Consider the following 15192-nt stretch of genomic DNA (forward strand, 5'->3'; position numbering starts at 1 on the left):
TATGAAAAAAAACATAAACATTTCAAAAGTAAATATTCATTTTAAACAACCTGGAGGTTTACATATTATAGCCTTTATGGTTTTTTGTTTATGTTTAGCTATAGCACCTTCGATAACAATTCTAAGTCAGTATGGTAAAATTGATTTCTTTTATAATCGTAATGATCACCTTTTTGTAATATTTTTTGCTGGAATTTTTGGCTGCATTAGTAATTACTTTTTTGGCTCAACTAAATCAATAGTTCATGGCTTACAATTCATAATAATTGCCACTGCATTATCTTTTGTTCATAATATGATTCTTTTTAGTTCTACTGCCCTATGGATTGGAATTGCTACAGTTCTAGTAAATTTAATCTTTAACCTCAGCTCTTTTTATCTAAAAACTGATCTACGTCGCTTATATGGTTTTATTGGAATATACTCAAGTGCGCTGTTAGGTATTGCTACAGGTACTGCAATATACTTTATCATCCTTAAAAACCTTTTCTATTTCAAAATATTTTACCTAGCTATAGCTATATTTTTATTAGTGTTTTTTTTAAAAAATAGTTATAGATTAAATACATCTCTGACAAACCAAACTGAAAGAGTTAGTATCAGTTTTTATGGTGTTCTTACAATATTTTTCATATTTTCACTTATACTTTTTTACCTGTTCCTAAATCTCAAGATCTTTAGTGGCTTTAACCTAATTATACTACCATTATCACTAATCTATTTGCATGTTTTGACAATTTCAAATAACAAAGAAAATGGAGTTCGGCTTCTTAAATATATATATTTTAGCTTAGCCCTTATAATTGTAAATAAAGTGATTTATCTTAATTTTCTAAAATATGAAAATTTGATAAATTCAATAAATCCCGCATATCTAAACTCTGCAATAAGCACTTGTCTATTTTTAATTGCAGAGTATCTTATGTGTCTACTGATCTATGCTGGCTGGAGATTTAATCTTATAACATTAAAAATAGAATCCATTATCAATACTCGTTTGATTAAGACCATGCTATATATAGAAATTATTAGAGTATTTATGATTTTTATTGGTATTTTTGCCGGTGATCGATTAATTAGCAACCTAATGCTTGTATTTGCAACACTATTGGCTTTAGTTTTAAATGTCTTAATAGTTCCTATTTATTTTTCTCTTGGAAAAATATTAGCTGGTGGTAAAAATGAAGTTATTACAACAACACTTCTTTACTTAATATTCTCATCATTAATATTTGTATCATTTCTATACGACATTTATATTAGTATTTAAAAACAATTACTTGAAAAATTATTATTACTCTCCATATTTAAGATTATAGATTTATGATATAATTCATGTTTGGTTAGATTTTATTTATACTGTGATAAGAGACAAGTTAAAAGGAGAAAAAATGAATAACTTCGAAAATAATACTCGTGTAATAGACTCACTATCGCAAGAGTCTGCTCTAAGAGCCAACAAAGTTCTTAGAAATACGTATTTGCTACTATCAATGACCTTATTGTTTAGTGCCTTTACGGCTTTTGTTGCTATGCATACAGGTGCTGCAATGATGAACCCTATTTTAATGTTAGTAGTCTATATTGGTCTATTATTTGGCATTAATGCAACGAAAAACTCACCTTGGGGTATCGTTTTAACTTTTGCATTAACAGGACTACTAGGATATTCACTAGGTCCAATACTAAACTTATACATCCAACAGTTCAAAAATGGTGCTGAGTTAATAATGATGGCGTTTGGCACTACTGGACTTATATTCTTAGGTTTATCAGCTATCTCTATGAGTCCAGCTAGAAACTTTAACAGGGTTGGTTCATTCTGTGCAATAGGAGCTATTGTTGCTATTGTTGCTTTGGTTTTAAATATTTTCTTACAAATACCTGCTTTAGGATTTGTAATATCATTAGTATTTGCTTTTATCTCCGGTGGATTTATCTTATGGCAAACAAATGCTATTGTTAGAGGTGAAGAAACTAACTATATCCTAGCTACTGTAAACCTTTATGTTTCATTATTTAATATCTTTATAACTCTATTACAAATCTTTGGTGCAGTTGCTGGTGATAGGGACTAATTTATATTATCATTTATCTTATATTTTTTTTAATCTAATCTCTAATGTTCAATAATCAGATATCTGCAAAAGATAGTATCGTATCTAATGCTTATGGATCATCTTTTAGTATTTTATTTAATGAATATCTAAAACAAAATAATGAATTTAACCTAATAATTGCTGAAGATTCTCAACAAGCACATAAGATATATGACGAGTTAAAATATCTAAATAAAAATTCAAAAATAGAAGTTTTATATTTTCCTAATCTAGAAATACTCCCATATGATAGATTCTCAGCAGCTATGGACATTATATCTAGACGCCAAGAAATCTTACATAAACTTACACAAAATCCTAAAAATACTATTGTTATCACCAGTATTTCAAATACTCTACGAAAGCTAGCTCCAGCCAAATTTATAAAAGAGCATAGTCTTATACTTAAAACTGGCCAGGTTTTAGATATCACTAGGCAAAAAATGCTTCTAACCGAAGCGGGATATACCCTAGTAAACAACGTATTTGAAAAAAGTGAATTTAGTATTCGTGGTAGTATTATTGATATATTTCCAGTTGGTTCAAAGATAGCTTATCGAATAGATTTATTTGATGATGAGATTGATACTATCAAAGAGCTTGATACAGAAACTCAGCGCTCTGGTAAAGAGATAAAATCAATCAACATTATGCCATCGCATGAATTAATATATGATAATCAAAATACTAACTTAGCTTTAGAAAAACTTGAATCATTTTGTGGTAAGAGTGCTATTAACTCAACTATTGCAACATACATAGAGAATAGAGAATACTTTAGTGGTATAGAATTTTATCTGCCGCTATTTTATATCGAACTTACAAGTATTTTTGATTATCTGCCAAAATCTGCAAATATTCACTTAATCCATAATATTAGTAACTCTATTGAAGCTTTTACTGAAGAAGTTAGATTTAGATACGATGAGCTTAAGCACGATATTGATAGACCAATACTGCACTATCAAGAACTTTTTTTCTCACAGAAAGAAATTAAAAATATTTATGAAAAATACCAACATATAAAATGGTTTCAGCAAACAAAATCTAAATCAAAAACTTTAAAAGTAAACCATCTAGATAAGGTATCTGCAAACTATAAGCTTGCTAACCCATTTAGAGATTTGCAGCAATTCATAAATAGATCTAAGTTTGAAAAAATAGTTTTTTCTACTGATTCAAATGGCCGTGCTGAAGTCCTTTTAGAACATTTAAATAAATTGCACTTAAATATAAAAATTGCCAAAAGTTTTGATGATGCTCTTAAACTTGATAATAAATTTTGCTTAATAGTTTCACCTTTTCAAGAAGGTGTAATTATAGGTAATACAATCGCTTTGATTACAGAAGCAGATTTATTTCCAGAGCATATTCAAAATACTGTGAAAATCTCTGAACACGATCATCACCCTACTGTTGATCTAAAGGATCTAACAGATTTAAAACCTGGTATGCATGTTGTACATATTGATCATGGTATAGGTAGATATGAAGGTTTGGAGAATATTGAATTAAATAGAAAAAAAGATGAGTTTATCCTACTTTTGTATGCAAATGATGCCAAAATTTATGTGCCAATAACATCACTAAATTTGATCTCAATCTATAACTCCTCTCTTACTGAAAAAATAGCTTTAAATAAGCTAGGTTCAGATAAATGGAGAAAACAAAAAGAAAAAACTATCAAAAAAATTATTGATGTTGCAGCAAACCTTTTAGAAATATATGCTAAAAGAGAGATCCGCCAAGGCTTTAGCAACTCTCTAGATGAAGAAGACTATCTAAGATTTTGTGCTGACTTTCCTTACGAAGAAACTCCTGATCAACTCCTAGCAATCAATGATGTTTTTAAAGATATGATTTCAGCTAAACCTATGGATAGATTAATTTGTGGCGATGTCGGATTTGGTAAAACTGAAATTGCTATGCGAGCAGCATATCTAGCAACACAAAACCAAAAACAAGTTGTAATACTGGTACCTACGACTATCTTAGCGCAACAGCATTACAATAGCTTCAAAGATAGATTTGCCAATATAGCTGTGAATATAGAAGTTATAACTCGCTCAAAAACACCCAAAGCTCAAGAACAACTTTTTAATAACCTTAAAAAAGGTAATGTTGATATAATTATTGGTACACATAAACTAATATCATCAAAAATAGATTTTAAAAACTTAGGTTTACTGATTATAGATGAAGAGCATCGCTTTGGTGTTGCACAAAAGGAAAAACTAAAGTCACTAAAAGCTGAAATAGATATTTTAACAATGTCTGCTACACCAATACCTCGTAGTTTGAGTATGACATTTTCTGCTTTGAGAGATTTATCAATTATAGCCTCTCCTCCTGCTAAACGTTTATCAGTTAAAACTTTTGTCAAAGAATATGATAATAATATTATTCGTGAAGCTGTAAGTCGTGAAACTATTCGTGGTGGACAAATATTCTATCTATATAATAAAGTTGAAACCATACAAAAGAAAAAAGAAATTCTTCAAGAATTATTTCCTCGTCTAAGAATAGCTATAGCACATGGCCAAATGAGTGAAAGAGAAATTCAAAAAATAATGTTTAATTTTAAGCATAATAAATATCATATTTTACTTTGTACAACAATTATTGAGACAGGTATTGATATTCCTAATGCAAATACTTTAATTATAGAAAATGCAAATAATTTAGGTCTAGCACAACTTCATCAACTCAGAGGTAGGGTTGGCAGAGCTCACCATCAAGCTTATGCTTATATGCTTATTCCTAATGAAGCTAGTATAACTAGAGATGCGGTTAAGAGATTAGAAGCTATCGGTAGAACAGAATCTCTAGGTGGTGGATTTACACTAGCTAACCATGATTTAGAAATTCGTGGTGCTGGTGAGATTTTAGGTAAAGAACAAAGTGGTAATATTAATGGTATTGGTCTAAATCTTTACATGGATCTCTTAGATAAAACTATTGCTAATTTAAAAGCTGGCAAAAAACTCAATATTGAAGAAGTAATTAATTCAACAGTTTGTGAAGTTGAGCTTAATATTCCTATACTAATTCCTGATTATTATATCTATGATGTAAACTCTCGATTAAATATTTATAAACGTATTTCAAAAGCTGATCATAAAGATCTTATAAATATCAAAATCGAGCTTATAGATCGTTTTGGTAGGCTACCTGTAGAGGTTATATATCTTCTAAAAGTTGCACATATGAAAATCGATGCAATCTCACTAGGAATCAGTCAAATTAAAATGTTTTCTACTTCAGGAAAGATTAGCTTCTCTGATACGACAAAATTTGAACCTCAAAAAATAATAAAACTAATACAATCCCAACCTGCCGACTTTAGACTTACAAAAGAGCAAGATTTATTAATTACTAAAATTACTAAAACTGCTGAGCAAAGAATTGAGTTTATTGAAAGTTTTTTGAAGAAGGTAAGCTAGACAAGTACTCTTATAATAATCTTTAAAATAAGCAAATAATACTATCTGCGGAGATAAGTTAATAACTTTATCAGCTCTATTATTTAGTAGTGGGTTACCTTCCGTGCTTGCTCTTAAAACAAATAAGTTTAAGACAGTTATTGGTGAAATATCATCTACATTATACTTTTTTTTAAAAGAGATCTATTAGTTACAGATTGATAATACTATGTTTATATTTATTATTTTTGGCTCTATACTTGGAACTATTATATTTCTATTTATTTCATATCTTGATTCTTCTGACTTATGGATTTCTATATATGGCTGCTGAAGCTTACATAGGTAAAAAGTATAGAAGTTTTGAGTAAGAATAAATTTAATTAAAAATGACTTTCTTTGTAATACTTTTTAAAAAGGTTCATGAACTTATTATTTTCTGAAATTAACTCTGTATTAGATCCATTACCAAATATTACAATATCGTCATTTATTGGTTTAGAGTGTAAAAAATAAAGCCTAAAGATGAATCATTTAATGTATATGGACTCAGATCACACATAATTAAAGATTATATTATTGCTTTTTTTAGAGCTTAATTAATAGATTCAACAGAACCATAAAAAGTTATATCTTTATAATGATCTACCCCGTCAATTTGGGACAGTTTACTACGTCATTTTCCATTATATATTCAAATTGATATGGAGTCATATAATTTATTGTAGAATGTCTCCTTTTTGTATTATAGTAAGCTTCAATATATTCAAATATTGATAGTTTAGCTTCTTCTCTAGTTTTATAGCTTTCATCATGTACTAACTCTACTTTTAAAGTTCCAAAGAAACTTTCACAAGCAGCATTATCGTAACAGCATCCTTTAGAGCTCATACTTGATAGTAGCTAATGTCTTGATATTGTTTGCTACAAGTACTGTGACCCTTTATCAGAGTGTATAATCACACCACTAGGAAAATTTCTTCTAAATAATGCCATATTTAAAGAATTACAAACTAAATCCGCTTTCATCCTAGAATCCATTGCCCAACCAATAACTGATCTTGAGAATAAATCTATAATCACACAAAGATACAGCCACCCCTCTTGTGTAGGTACATAAGTTATATCTGTAACCCACCTATGATTTACAGATAAAGCAGTGAAGTTTTGTTCTAATAAATTATCATAAACATGTTTGTTGTGGTTAGAATCTGTAGTTTTCTTATGCTTACGAGCCGCTTTAGCATGTAAACCAAGTAATTTCATACGTTTTTGAGTAACTTTCCAACCCATATCTTTAAGCTCTATAATGTCCCCAGAAAAAGCTACTGATTTTAGAAAGATTTTTATTCCTAGATGTTTATCTTAACTAGATAAATTAGGAAATAGATAAATGAGTAAAAAAAGAGTAACGTATACAGCTGATTTTAAAGCTAAAGTAATTATAGAATTGCTAGAAGGCAATATGACAGTTAATGAGATAGCAAGTAAGTATGATTTACTTCCTAAAAACGTGCATAATTGGAAGCAGCAATTTTTATCTAATGCTTGCTTAGCATTTGATAAAAGCTCTGTTGTTAAGGAGTATAAGCAGGAAATAGATGAGCTTAGAAAAGATAAAGATGCAACAAGTAAAAAACTAGTCGAGGTAATAGTAGAGAGGGATTTTTTAATGGGAAAGCTAAAAAGCTTGGTATCATCAAATGATAGAGTAAACTCTGTAGATACTAAGCTAGAATTATCTTTAAATAATCAGCTTAAACTATTATCTGTATCTAAGAGTGTGTACTATTATACACCAATATCAAAATTTAGTAGTAATGATGATATTAGACTATTAAATGCAATAGATTTGATACATACTAAACATCCATATTATGGTACGAGAAGGCTAGTAAAGTTGCTAAATAGATTAGGATTTCTAGTTGGAAGGAAGCTAATCAAAAGTGCTATGTAATTCATGGGTATTAAGGCATTGTATCCTAAAAAAAAGACAACTGTCATTAATAAGCAAGACAAGAAATATCCATACTTACTTAATGTATTTAAAAATGAGACGAATCAGGTTGTTATAGATAAAGCTAATAAGGTATGGAGTGCTGATATCACGTATATTAGACTAGAATGTGGGTATGCATATTTAGTAGCCATAATAGATTGGCATAGCAAGAAAATACTAGCTTGGAAGATTTCTAATACTATGGATACACATCTAACAACTAGTGTGTTAAAAGAAGCGTTATTTAAATATGGTAAACCTGATATCTTTAACTCTGATCAAGGAACTCAATATACAGCAAAAGAGCATATTAAAATATTATCTGATAATAAAATAAATAAATCTATGGATGCTAAAGGAAGATCTATAGATAATATTGCAATTGAGAGATTTTGGAGAACACTGAAATATGAAAATGTTTATCCGGCATCATATATAACTATGAAAGAGGCTAAAGTAGGTATCAAAGAATATATTGATATTTACAACAATGAAAGACTACATTCTAGTATTGGATATATGACTCCTGATGAAGTATATTCTGGTATTTTAGATGCTGCATAAAAGCAAGGAATAAAAATATTTTATAAAGTGGTATTGAATAATAGGGACAGTTTACTCTTTGTATATCCTAATACTTCCATATCTAGATTTATGTTCATTAAAATAGCATCATCTAGTTCAGCATCATTATATTGCCTTTTACCTATAGGTTTATGAATCCATCTGTAATATGAAGATGTGCTCACATTCAAAGATTTACATAGTGTTGTTACTGGCATAACTTTATAATGCTCCTTAATAAAGGCGTACCTTACAGATTTTGCTTTGCAAAGTACGCTGCTGCCTTTTTTAGTATTTTACGCTCTGTTTCTGCCTGTTTGAGTTTTTTCTTCAAATCAGTATTTTCAAAAGATAGTTGCTGGTACTGCGTTTTATAATCTATCTTTATTTCTTTCTGAGGGTTTGACATGGCTTTGGATATCCAACTGCAAATGGTTTTATATTTAACCCCTAAATTATCTGCTATTTCTCGTCTATTTGCATCTGGTTGTAAACATAATTTAACAGCTTCATCTTTAAACTCTTTTGTATATCTCATCTTGTCTCCTTTTCTTAACACCTAAGTGTCCCAAATAGGAGGGTATGATCAGTTACTCAGTTAATTTTAAAAAATAATGTTGAACTAGGACTCATGATTCATCCAAAAATCGTTGATCCTGATTTAAAAATTCATGTTATTTCAGATGAGTTTGTATACTTTGTAGTATCTTCGAATATAAACATTATCTCCAAAAAATTTAGCTCTATTAAAAGTTTACGAGAAATTGAGTTTATTGGCGCTGAAACTATAACTATTTTTGATGAGATTGTTAAAGAATGCTTACAAAAATATTCGTTGAATAAAGAATTAGATAAAGAAGTAAAATCTTTTGACACTATCCGACAATTTGTTAGCGAAGGTCTTGGTTATAGTTTGTTACCAGAAAAAGCAATTGATCATACATTAAAAACAATAGGCAAACCTCATAAAAATAAGATGCCATTAGTTATTGATTATAAGAAAAGTCGTATCTTATCTAGAGCAGCAAAAAAATGGATAGAAATAATTAAAAAAGAATATAGATTTTAAGTCGTCACCTCAGAAACTCGTCCCTGATGTAAAATTACATTTTAGATAGGAAATTTATTAATTCCATCATAAAGCTATCCTAGATAATCGGTTATGCCAAGACGGTTTTGATGAAAAGAGTAGATTGACTAAGTTCACATTACAAATTTAATATGCCTTTTAGATAATAACCTTTATATAACTTTAGTTTTAAGCAGCTTTTCTATGATTTGCTGTTTTAACATTTTGAGGAATTTCACTAATAACTGCGCCTTGCATAGGTATGCAATTTGTTATATTAATATCTAGCACTTCAATAACATTAGCTAGCTTTTTAACTATTTTTTCTATCTTATCTTGAGTCCCATGAACAACAAGATTAAAATGAGAAATTCCTTTGTTAGCTGTTTCAAATACAGTTAACTGCTCAATGTTTACACGATTACGTGAAAGAACAGAAGAAATTCTTTGTAGCACGCAAAGGGTATTTTCAGTATTCATTGTTATAAAGTATATATTTTCATTCATAGCGCTACTCCTCTATCCCTAATTTAGTATTACTAATTGATTCTCCAGCAGGTACCATCGGAAAAACATTTTCTTGATTTTCAACCATTACCTCAAGTAAGTATGAACTATCTGAATTAAGAAATCTAGTTAAAGCATCCTTAAGATCTTTTCTTTCCTTAACTCTTTCAGCTTCAATACCATAAGCTTCAGCAACTTTAACAAAGTCAGGTGAAGATATTTCTGTATAAGAATACCTACTTTCAAAAAATAATTCTTGCCACTGGCGTACCATTCCCAAGAAACAGTTATTTAAAATTAAAATTTTGACATTAATCCCTTCTTGGTTTAGCACGGCTAACTCTTGAATATTCATCTGAAAGCCACCATCACCTATTACCGCGACAACTGTTCTTTTATCTTGAACACCCATTTTTGCCCCAATCGCTGCAGGCAAAGCAAATCCCATAGTTCCTAATCCTCCAGAACTAATATGAGAGTTTGTTTCTAAGAACTGATAATATCTTGCTGTTATCATTTGATGCTGTCCAACATCAGATACAACAATAGCTCTACCATCTGTAGCTTTAGATAGTAAACTTATTACCTCTGCCATTTTGATTTCACCAGAAGCTGGATTTGTTTCATTTTCAATAATAGCTTTAACTTCTTTTTGGTGCTCAGATGTAAATACATCATGCCATTCTTGATGAGAATTATTTGCTATATACGGCAATAAACAAGTCAATGCTTCTTTCGCATCAGCATTTATCCCAATATCTGCTTTGACATTTTTATTGATCTCAGAAGGATCTATTTCAATATGTATAATTTTAGCATTTGGTAAATAATGACCAAGATCTCCCGTAACTCTATCATCAAATCTCATTCCAACAGCAATTACCACATCAGCTTCATTACAAAGTATATTCGCTGCATAATTACCATGCATCCCAAGCATACCTTTATATAACTCATGATTATATGGAAATGCTGATAGTCCCAATAAAGTACTAACTACAGCTATATTACCCTTTTCAGCAACTTTTAAAACTGCTTCTTCTGCTCCTGATAACATTACACCATGACCAGTTATCATTATAGGTTTTTTAGCATTATTAATATACTCAGATGCTTTAAGGATATCATCCATATTTATAGTTGGTTTATGAAGCCATTTGCCATGCTTATCACCAACGGCATCTTTATAATCCATCATACCTACTTGAGCATCTTTAGTAACATCAATCAACACGGCACCAGGTCTGCCATTTGCAGCTATTTCAAAAGCTTTCTTAAAAACTTCTGGAATTTCATTAGGATCAGTTATTTGATAATTCCATTTAGTTGCCGCAACTGACATACCTATGATATCAGCTTCTTGGAAAGCATCTGTACCTAATAGTGTACTAAAAACTTGGCCGGTAATACATACAATAGGAACAGAATCTATCTGAGCATCTGCTATACCAGTAATGAGATTTGTTGCACCAGGACCAGATGTTGCAATAGCAACACCAACTTTTTCAGTAGCTCTAGCATAACCTACTGCAGCATGAACTGCACCTTGCTCGTGTCTAACTAAAACATGGTGGACTTGATCTTTTGATTCATGAAGAGCATCATAAGTGGGCATAATAGCTCCACCAGGATATCCAAATATACAATCTACGCCTTCTGCTTGAAGTGATTTCACTATGGCTTGAGAGCCAGTTATTTTCATACTTTAGCACTCTCCTTTCAATATATCATTTTTATCTTATTCAAATTAAATATTTAATCCATTATAGTCATGGATCTGCTATATTTAAATAGAAAAAATAATTTTATTGAAGTTTTTTATAGATAATATGAAAAACTAACCTAAATCTAGTCTAAATCAGTTACACAACCTGTAGAAGCTGATGATACAGTTTTTATGTATTTTTTAAGAGTTCCTCTAGATGCTTTTTCTTTTGGTTTTTGCCAATTTAATTTTCTTTTTGCTATTTCTGCTACTGATAAATCAACATCAATAACATTATCAATCGCATCAATAGTGATCTTGTCACCATTTTCGATTAAAGCTAACATACCACCATCAAAAGCCTCTGGGGCAATATGACCAACAATAAAACCATGTGATCCACCAGAAAAACGGCCATCTGTAATCAAAGCAACGTCTTGCCCTAATCCTGCACCCATTATTAGAGAAGTAGGTTTTAGCATTTCCGGCATCCCTGGACCACCTTTTGGACCTTCATAACGAATAACTATTACATCACCTTTTTTAACTTTACCAGCTTCTACTGCAGCAACCATTTCTTCTTCTGAATCAAAGACATTTGCAATACCTTTAAAAATTTCACCTTCTTTACCAGTAATTTTAGCTACGGATCCTTCTGGAGCTACGTTACCCTTTAAAATCTGTAAATGTCCAGTTTTCTTAATAGGATTATCTAAACTCTGAATAATAGCATTATCTTCTGATAAATCTGCCAAATTCTCAAGATTCTCTGCTAAGGTTTTTCCTGTAACTGTTAGGCAATCACCATGTAACATACCTTCTCTTAGCAACATTTTCATTACAGCTGGAGTACCGCCTATAGCATGCAGATCAGCCATCACATATTTGCCACTAGGCTTAAAATCTGCTAATACTGGAGTTTTATTAGCTATCTCTTGGAAATCATCTATACTAAGATCAACTCCTACTGAGCTTGCTATAGCTAATAAGTGAAGTACCGCATTTGTAGAGCCGCCCATAACCGTGATTAATACCATAGCATTTTCAAAAGCTTTACGAGCCATAATGTCTCTAGGTTTAATATCTAACGCTAAAAGATTTCTAATAGTTTCACCAGCTTTATCACATTCTTGTATTTTTTCTGGTGACGTTGCAGGAGTTGATGAGCTATATGGCAAACTCATACCTAATGCCTCAATAGCACATGCCATAGTATTTGCAGTATACATACCACCACAAGCGCCAGCACCAGGACATGCTTTTTTGATAGTTTCTTGACGCTCTTGTTCTGTGATTTGACCAGATATACATGCTCCATAACTTTGGAATGCTGTAACTATATCAATTGGTTTACCGCGCATAATCCCTGCTTGAATAGTACCACCATAAATCACAAATCCAGGTCTATTAAGTCTGCCTAAAGCCATCATACATCCTGGCATATTTTTGTCACAACCTGGTATAGAAACTAGCCCATCATACCAATGAGCAGACATTACAGTTTCTATTGAATCTGCGATAAGATCCCTAGACTGTAATGAATAACTCATACCATCTGTACCCATTGAAATACCATCACTAACTCCGATAGTATTAAATCTCATTCCTTTTAGATTATCTTTCTCAACACTATTTTTTACAAACTGGGCTAACTGATTTAAGTGCATATTACATGTATTACCTTCATACCATACACTAGCAATACCAATTTGTGGTTTATGCATATCATTATCATCCATGCCTGTTCCATAAAGCATAGCTTGAGAAGCACCTTGAGACTTATCTTCTGTAAGACGACTACTATATTTATTTAATACTTTTTTCATAATCTTCCACCTCAGATATATTATGCATAAGCAATATTATATGCATCAATAAATGCTTCAACAGACGCCTGTATTATATCAGGAGACACAGCTTTACCGATACTTTTTATCCCTTCTTTTTCTAGACTCATTTCAACGTAAACAACTGCATCAGCACCTTGTCCACGTATCTTAACTTTATAATCTGTTAAATTATAAACAATATCACTAGGACATGCTCTACATAAAGCATTTAAAACAGCATCAACTGGACCAACACCCGAACTTGAAGCAAAGTATAGCTGATCTGCTATTTTAACTGTAACTTCTGCCACAGATTTTTGATCAAGTTCAACATTAACTTTAAACGATTGTACATCAAGAATGTTTTTACTAACAGCATCTACCATCTCTGTAGCATCTTGGATAATATCCTGAATATCAGAAATACTGATAGATTTCCCTTTAACTAAGAATCTCTCAATCAACTCTCTAACTTTAGTTAAAAATGCCTCATCATAATTAGCTCCAAATAGCTCACCTAATGTTTTCTTCACTTCTTCAAGAGAAGGCAAACTATCAAACACCACTTCATTTTGTTCGATAAACAACATCGTTTTATTATCGAAAAAGTGACTATCATACAGCCTATCAAAATCATTTTCTGTAGGATAAATAATTGGAGGCTGAATTGCTGATTTAAGCACAACACTTGGATCTTTAAGTCCTTCTCCTGAAAGTACACAAATTACTGTGCTACCTTTTTGAAGTTTTCCTTCCTTATGCTTTTTAAGTAAATGAGCAATAGTTGATGCTGAAGCTAACTCAACGAATAGTCCCTCTTTTGTAGATAATAAGTATTGAGCTTCAAGCATTTTCATATCTGTAACAGCTGTTGATTCTCCACCGGTACTATAAATAGCATCTATAGCCTTATCACCATCTATAGGATATGGTACAGCTATTGCTGTAGCAATTGTATTAGCCGCTTTTAATGGCTCAACCCTATTTTGATTTTTCTGATATGCTCTAGCTAGAGTGTCTGCTCCGGTAGATTGAACACCTGTAAGTTTTGGTAATGAATTAATGAAACCTAATTCTTTATACTCGGAGAAACCTTTATAGTACGCTGTCATATTAGTACCACAACCTATTGGCACTATCACCTCATCAGGAACTTGGAAAAGTAATTGATCTACCAATTCAAAAGCAGCAGTCTTTTGTCCCTCCACCCTAAAAGCATAATCTCCAGCAAGGAAAAAATCTTTAGATTTTGCAATATCAAAAGCTAATTTTGCTGCATCATTATAACTTCCTTTTACCTGAACTATTTTACCACCATAAGACATTACTTGAGCTAACTTAGAAGTCGCAACACCTTCTGGCACTATTATGAAACATGGCATTTTTGCTGCTGCTGCATAACAAGCGCAAGAAGCTGCCATATTACCTGTTGAAGCTAAAACTATACCTTTTGCTCCCAATTCTTTAGCAACAGTAATATCTACAGCAGATCCTCTATCTTTAAATGATCCTGTAGGATTTTTTCCTTCTACTTTAAAATAAAGATTAATGCCTAACTCTTTACCTATAATTTTACTTCTTAATAATGGCGTTGGCGCCTCTCTTAAAGATACAAAACTTGAAGGGTACTTGATTGGCATAAATGGTATATATTTAGATAAGCATGGAGATGCTTGAGTAAAGTAATCTTTATTGATTTTTTTACTTACTTTATCAATATCCATTTGGATTTCCCAAGGCTCATTTTCTCCAGCAAAAACAAAGTTATCAGTAGAAACTTCTTCTTTAGTATAGAAATTTAGTATTTTATACATTCTATAGAATTACCTCATAAATTTAATCATCGATTTATAAATCTACTTTATACTAAAGTATTTTAATTAAAAATTAAATAAAGTATCTCTGCTATTTTTCATTTAATATAAAAATATTGTAAACGTGAACATATTTTATAGAACACTTTGGCTTTATAAAAATAAATACTTTCATTTAAAAGTA

14 protein-coding genes are annotated in these 15192 nt (G+C 31.0%); 6 read left to right on the plus strand and 8 right to left on the minus strand.

From position 1 onward, the window contains the following. The first annotated feature begins 1 nt into the window (after window position 1). The 3 genes from CDV26_RS07030 to mfd all read left to right on the plus strand — a co-directional run bounded on the left by CDV26_RS07030 (window position 2) and on the right by mfd (window position 5542). Complete coding sequence (locus CDV26_RS07030; protein WP_088772674.1) at window positions 2–1270, plus strand: hypothetical protein; 1269 nt, start codon at window positions 2–4, stop codon at window positions 1268–1270. Between the two features lie 121 nt (window positions 1271–1391). Continuing rightward, window positions 1392–2078: a Bax inhibitor-1/YccA family protein gene (locus CDV26_RS07035; RefSeq protein ID WP_088772675.1), complete on the plus strand. Its 687-nt coding sequence runs from the start codon at window positions 1392–1394 to the stop codon at window positions 2076–2078. A gap of 44 nt (window positions 2079–2122) precedes the next feature. Further along, a complete protein-coding gene (gene mfd, locus CDV26_RS07040) occupies window positions 2123–5542 on the plus strand; it encodes a transcription-repair coupling factor (protein ID WP_088772676.1) in 3420 nt (1139 codons plus the stop codon). 624 nt (window positions 5543–6166) lie between these two features. Here the strand turns inward: mfd and CDV26_RS14030 are convergent. Further along, a complete protein-coding gene (locus CDV26_RS14030; protein ID WP_088772677.1) occupies window positions 6167–6412 on the minus strand; it encodes an IS3 family transposase in 246 nt (81 codons plus the stop codon). 33 nt (window positions 6413–6445) lie between these two features. Continuing rightward, window positions 6446–6814 carry a DDE-type integrase/transposase/recombinase gene (locus CDV26_RS14035; protein WP_088772678.1) on the minus strand — a complete coding sequence of 123 codons (369 nt, stop codon included), beginning with the start codon at window positions 6812–6814 and terminating at the stop codon, window positions 6446–6448. Between the two features lie 100 nt (window positions 6815–6914). Here CDV26_RS14035 and CDV26_RS12150 point away from each other — a divergent pair, with 100 nt between their 5' ends. Both CDV26_RS12150 and CDV26_RS12155 read left to right on the plus strand, forming a co-directional pair. Continuing rightward, a complete protein-coding gene (locus CDV26_RS12150; RefSeq protein ID WP_157671522.1) occupies window positions 6915–7478 on the plus strand; it encodes a transposase in 564 nt (187 codons plus the stop codon). A 3-nt stretch (window positions 7479–7481) separates the two neighbouring features. Continuing rightward, window positions 7482–8084 (plus strand): IS3 family transposase, encoded by a 603-nt coding sequence (locus tag CDV26_RS12155; protein ID WP_157671526.1) that lies wholly within the window; start codon window positions 7482–7484, stop codon window positions 8082–8084. A 20-nt stretch (window positions 8085–8104) separates the two neighbouring features. Here CDV26_RS12155 and CDV26_RS07060 read toward each other — a convergent pair whose 3' ends face one another. Next, window positions 8105–8302: a hypothetical protein gene (locus tag CDV26_RS07060; protein WP_088772679.1), complete on the minus strand. Its 198-nt coding sequence runs from the start codon at window positions 8300–8302 to the stop codon at window positions 8105–8107. Window positions 8303–8334: 32 nt separating this feature from the next. Continuing rightward, the gene (locus CDV26_RS07065) at window positions 8335–8643 is read right to left on the minus strand and encodes a transposase (protein WP_157671529.1); all 309 of its coding nucleotides are present in this window, start codon (window positions 8641–8643) and stop codon (window positions 8335–8337) included. A 72-nt stretch (window positions 8644–8715) separates the two neighbouring features. Here CDV26_RS07065 and CDV26_RS07070 point away from each other — a divergent pair, with 72 nt between their 5' ends. Then, window positions 8716–9153: a LysR family transcriptional regulator substrate-binding protein gene (locus tag CDV26_RS07070; protein WP_088772681.1), complete on the plus strand. Its 438-nt coding sequence runs from the start codon at window positions 8716–8718 to the stop codon at window positions 9151–9153. Window positions 9154–9342: 189 nt separating this feature from the next. Here the strand turns inward: CDV26_RS07070 and CDV26_RS07075 are convergent, their stop codons facing one another. The 4 genes from CDV26_RS07075 to thrC form a co-directional block, all read right to left on the minus strand. Continuing rightward, window positions 9343–9660, minus strand: a complete 318-nt coding sequence (locus CDV26_RS07075; RefSeq protein ID WP_088772682.1) for an acetolactate synthase small subunit — start codon at window positions 9658–9660, stop codon at window positions 9343–9345. Window positions 9661–9664: 4 nt separating this feature from the next. Continuing rightward, window positions 9665–11362, minus strand: coding sequence for a biosynthetic-type acetolactate synthase large subunit (gene ilvB / locus CDV26_RS07080; protein ID WP_088772683.1), 1698 nt, complete (start codon window positions 11360–11362; stop codon window positions 9665–9667). Between the two features lie 146 nt (window positions 11363–11508). After that, window positions 11509–13191 (minus strand): dihydroxy-acid dehydratase, encoded by a 1683-nt coding sequence (gene ilvD, locus CDV26_RS07085; protein WP_088772684.1) that lies wholly within the window; start codon window positions 13189–13191, stop codon window positions 11509–11511. 20 nt (window positions 13192–13211) lie between these two features. Beyond that, the gene (gene thrC / locus CDV26_RS13860; protein WP_088772685.1) at window positions 13212–15008 is read right to left on the minus strand and encodes a threonine synthase; all 1797 of its coding nucleotides are present in this window, start codon (window positions 15006–15008) and stop codon (window positions 13212–13214) included. Window positions 15009–15192 lie beyond the last annotated feature (184 nt).

It is taken from the genome of Francisella halioticida (assembly GCF_002211785.1).
Classification (GTDB): Bacteria; Pseudomonadota; Gammaproteobacteria; order Francisellales; family Francisellaceae; genus Francisella; species Francisella halioticida.

Excerpts from the sequence above, each read along its gene's own strand:
- CDV26_RS07035 (WP_088772675.1), top strand. The coding sequence starts at position 1,392 with ATGAATAACTTCGAAAATAATACTCGTGTAATAGACTCACTATCGCAA.
- ilvD (WP_088772684.1), bottom strand. The coding sequence starts at position 13,191 with ATGAAAAAAGTATTAAATAAATATAGTAGTCGTCTTACAGAAGATAAG.
- ilvB (WP_088772683.1), bottom strand. The coding sequence starts at position 11,362 with ATGAAAATAACTGGCTCTCAAGCCATAGTGAAATCACTTCAAGCAGAA.
- CDV26_RS07030 (WP_088772674.1), top strand. The coding sequence starts at position 2 with ATGAAAAAAAACATAAACATTTCAAAAGTAAATATTCATTTTAAACAA.
- mfd (WP_088772676.1), top strand. The coding sequence starts at position 2,123 with ATGTTCAATAATCAGATATCTGCAAAAGATAGTATCGTATCTAATGCT.
- CDV26_RS14030 (WP_088772677.1), bottom strand. The coding sequence starts at position 6,412 with ATGAGCTCTAAAGGATGCTGTTACGATAATGCTGCTTGTGAAAGTTTC.
- CDV26_RS07070 (WP_088772681.1), top strand. The coding sequence starts at position 8,716 with ATGATTCATCCAAAAATCGTTGATCCTGATTTAAAAATTCATGTTATT.
- CDV26_RS12150 (WP_157671522.1), top strand. The coding sequence starts at position 6,915 with ATGAGTAAAAAAAGAGTAACGTATACAGCTGATTTTAAAGCTAAAGTA.
- thrC (WP_088772685.1), bottom strand. The coding sequence starts at position 15,008 with ATGTATAAAATACTAAATTTCTATACTAAAGAAGAAGTTTCTACTGAT.
- CDV26_RS12155 (WP_157671526.1), top strand. The coding sequence starts at position 7,482 with ATGGGTATTAAGGCATTGTATCCTAAAAAAAAGACAACTGTCATTAAT.
- CDV26_RS14035 (WP_088772678.1), bottom strand. The coding sequence starts at position 6,814 with ATGGGTTGGAAAGTTACTCAAAAACGTATGAAATTACTTGGTTTACAT.
- CDV26_RS07060 (WP_088772679.1), bottom strand. The coding sequence starts at position 8,302 with ATGCCAGTAACAACACTATGTAAATCTTTGAATGTGAGCACATCTTCA.
- CDV26_RS07075 (WP_088772682.1), bottom strand. The coding sequence starts at position 9,660 with ATGAATGAAAATATATACTTTATAACAATGAATACTGAAAATACCCTT.